The following is a 2306-nucleotide window of genomic DNA, read 5'->3' on the forward strand; positions in this document are numbered from 1 at the left end:
GCGCGGGGCCACCACCCCGGCGCTCGCCGCGCCGACGCACACCAGGGCCGCCCACTGCACCGGACCCAGGTCCTCGCCCAGGACCAGTACGCCCGCAAGGCCCGCGCTCGCGGGTTCCAGGCTGGTCAGGACGCTCACCGTCCGTACCGGCAGCCTCCTGAGGGCCGCCAGCTCCAGGGAGTAGGGAATGACCGCCGACAGCACGGCAAGGGCGGTCCCGAGCAGCAGAACCCGCGGAGTGAGGAGCCCGGTACCCGGGCCCGCCAGACCCAGCGGGAGCGTCAGTACCGCCGCCCAGGTCACCGCCAGTGCCAGCGGGCCGCCACCCGTGCTCCGGGCCCCCGCCTTCTTGCTCAGCAGCAGGTAGAGGGCCATGGCCGCACCCGCGGCCAGGGCGAGCAGCACTCCCGGCAGCGAGGAACCGGAGCCGTGGGGCACGTGGAAGAGCCACACCCCGCATCCGGCAAGAGCCGCACAGCCCACGTCACGCCTGCGCCGCGAGGTCAGCACGGCCAGCATGATCGGCCCCAGGAGCTGCAGGGCGCTGGCAAGGCCGAGGGGCAGCAGGAGCAGTGCGGGATAGATCAGGTTCATCCCGGCGATGGCCGTCCCGAAGGCCAGGACCAGCGCCGCGTCCTTACGGGTGCGCGGCAGCGAGGGCCGGTGGAGGAGCAGCAGAAGCACCGCGGCAAGACACAGGCGCAGGGTCACGGCTCCCGGCGCGCCGACCGCGCCTGCGAGCTGCTTGCCCAGGGCCTGCCCGAACTGCAGGCTCAGCACGCTGCCGAGCATCAGCGCCGGAGCGGGTATCACGGCAGCGGAAAGCCCGGCGGCCAGAAGCTTCGTCATGCGTCCAGGCTCCGTACCGCGATCGTGCACGTCCAGCAAAAGAAAACGCGGCTAACCGTTTAGGCTCGCCTTCATGATTGACCACCGGCTGCACGTCCTGCAGGCGCTCGCCGAGCACGGCACGGTCACCGCGACCGCCGGGGCACTGCATCTGACTCCCTCGGCCGTCTCCCAGCAACTGCGGCTGCTGGCACGTGATCTGGGGGTGGAGCTGCTGCGGCCCGAGGGGCGGCGCGTGCGCCTGACACCGGCCGCGCAGGTCGTGCTCCGGCACGCGGACGCGCTGCGGGTGCAGTGGGAGGCGGCCCGGGCGGAGCTTGCCCTGCAGGGGTCGGGCACCGCGGGCACGCTGCGGATCTGCGGGGTGTCATCGGCGCTTGCCGCGCTCGGTGCTCCGGCCGCCGCCCGGCTGCGCGAGACGCACCCGCAGGTGGAATCGCTGCTCGTCGAGGAGGAGAGCACCGAGTGCTACCGGATGCTGCTCGCGGACGAGACGGACCTGGCCCTGGTACTGCCCGGCCCTGAAGCGCCGCCCGTCACGGACGCCCGCTTCGAGCAGACGCCGCTCCTGACCGACCGCCAGGACCTGCTGGTCCCCGAGGGACACCGGCTCGCCCGGCCCGAGGGGGTCGAACTCTCGGAAGCCGCCGCGCAGTCGTGGATCGTGAAGACGGCGAACAACGACACCTACCCGCTGGTGACGGCCGCGTGCACGGCGGCCGGCTTCACGCCCCGCATCACCCATCAGGTCAAGGAGTGGTACGCCGTCTCCTCCCTCGTCGCCGAGGGCTTCGGCGTCTGTCTCATGCCGAGGGTCGTGCCGCTCCCCCGGCACGCGGTCGTCCGGGTCCCGCTGCGGGGCACGCCGGTTCCCACGCGCCGGTTCCTGACCGCCGTGCGGCGCGGCAGCGCGGCCCATCCTCTGGTGGCGGCCGCACTGCACGCTCTGCGCGAGGCGGCCACGGCCCACACCGCGGCGCCGGTGGCGTCCTGAGCGAGCCGGCGTGAGCGTCGTCTCACCGCGGATTGATCTTCGTTGCCAGGGGCACACGGGCGAAGCGATGGTCGCATCGCACGACCTGAGCACGACCTGAAAGGATTCTCATGCTGCTGGCTCACCCCGTGGTCCTGGACGACCTGATGGAGCGTTACAAGGCCCTGGCCGTCCTGCGGGCCGACCGGGGAAGCCCCGAAAGCCGCCAGGAGTACGAGGACGTCGCCTACAGCCTGTGCCTGGCCACCGGCACCAGCGACATCGACGCCGCCCTGGTGGCCGCGAGCCATCAACTGCCCGGCGCCCGCCCCGCCGACGACTCACTCCTTTCGGCCGACGCCCTGCGATGACCCGCTGATCAGCCGAGACGGGCGGCATCCCGCGGGGGGTGCCGCCCGTCTCGCTCTGGGTTCGCGTCTGGGTCCAGGTCTGGGAAGGCGCCGGTCGGCCGCACCCCAATGCC

Annotated in this window: 3 protein-coding genes; 2 read left to right on the plus strand and 1 reads right to left on the minus strand. The window is 72.7% G+C overall.

What is annotated here, in order from left to right:
• Positions 1 to 849 (minus strand): EamA family transporter (locus ACWFR3_RS46710; protein ID WP_453740803.1); only part of this gene is annotated, 849 nt, incomplete at its 3' end.
• Positions 850 to 922: 73 nt separating this feature from the next.
• Here ACWFR3_RS46710 and ACWFR3_RS46715 point away from each other — a divergent pair.
• Positions 923 to 1843, plus strand: coding sequence for a LysR family transcriptional regulator (locus ACWFR3_RS46715; RefSeq protein ID WP_453740804.1), 921 nt, complete (start codon positions 923 to 925; stop codon positions 1841 to 1843).
• A gap of 110 nt (positions 1844 to 1953) precedes the next feature.
• The gene (locus tag ACWFR3_RS46720; RefSeq protein WP_453740805.1) at positions 1954 to 2193 is read left to right on the plus strand and encodes a DUF5133 domain-containing protein; all 240 of its coding nucleotides are present in this window, start codon (positions 1954 to 1956) and stop codon (positions 2191 to 2193) included.
• Positions 2194 to 2306: the final 113 nt, after the last annotated feature.

This window comes from Streptomyces sp. NPDC055189, assembly GCF_053606765.1.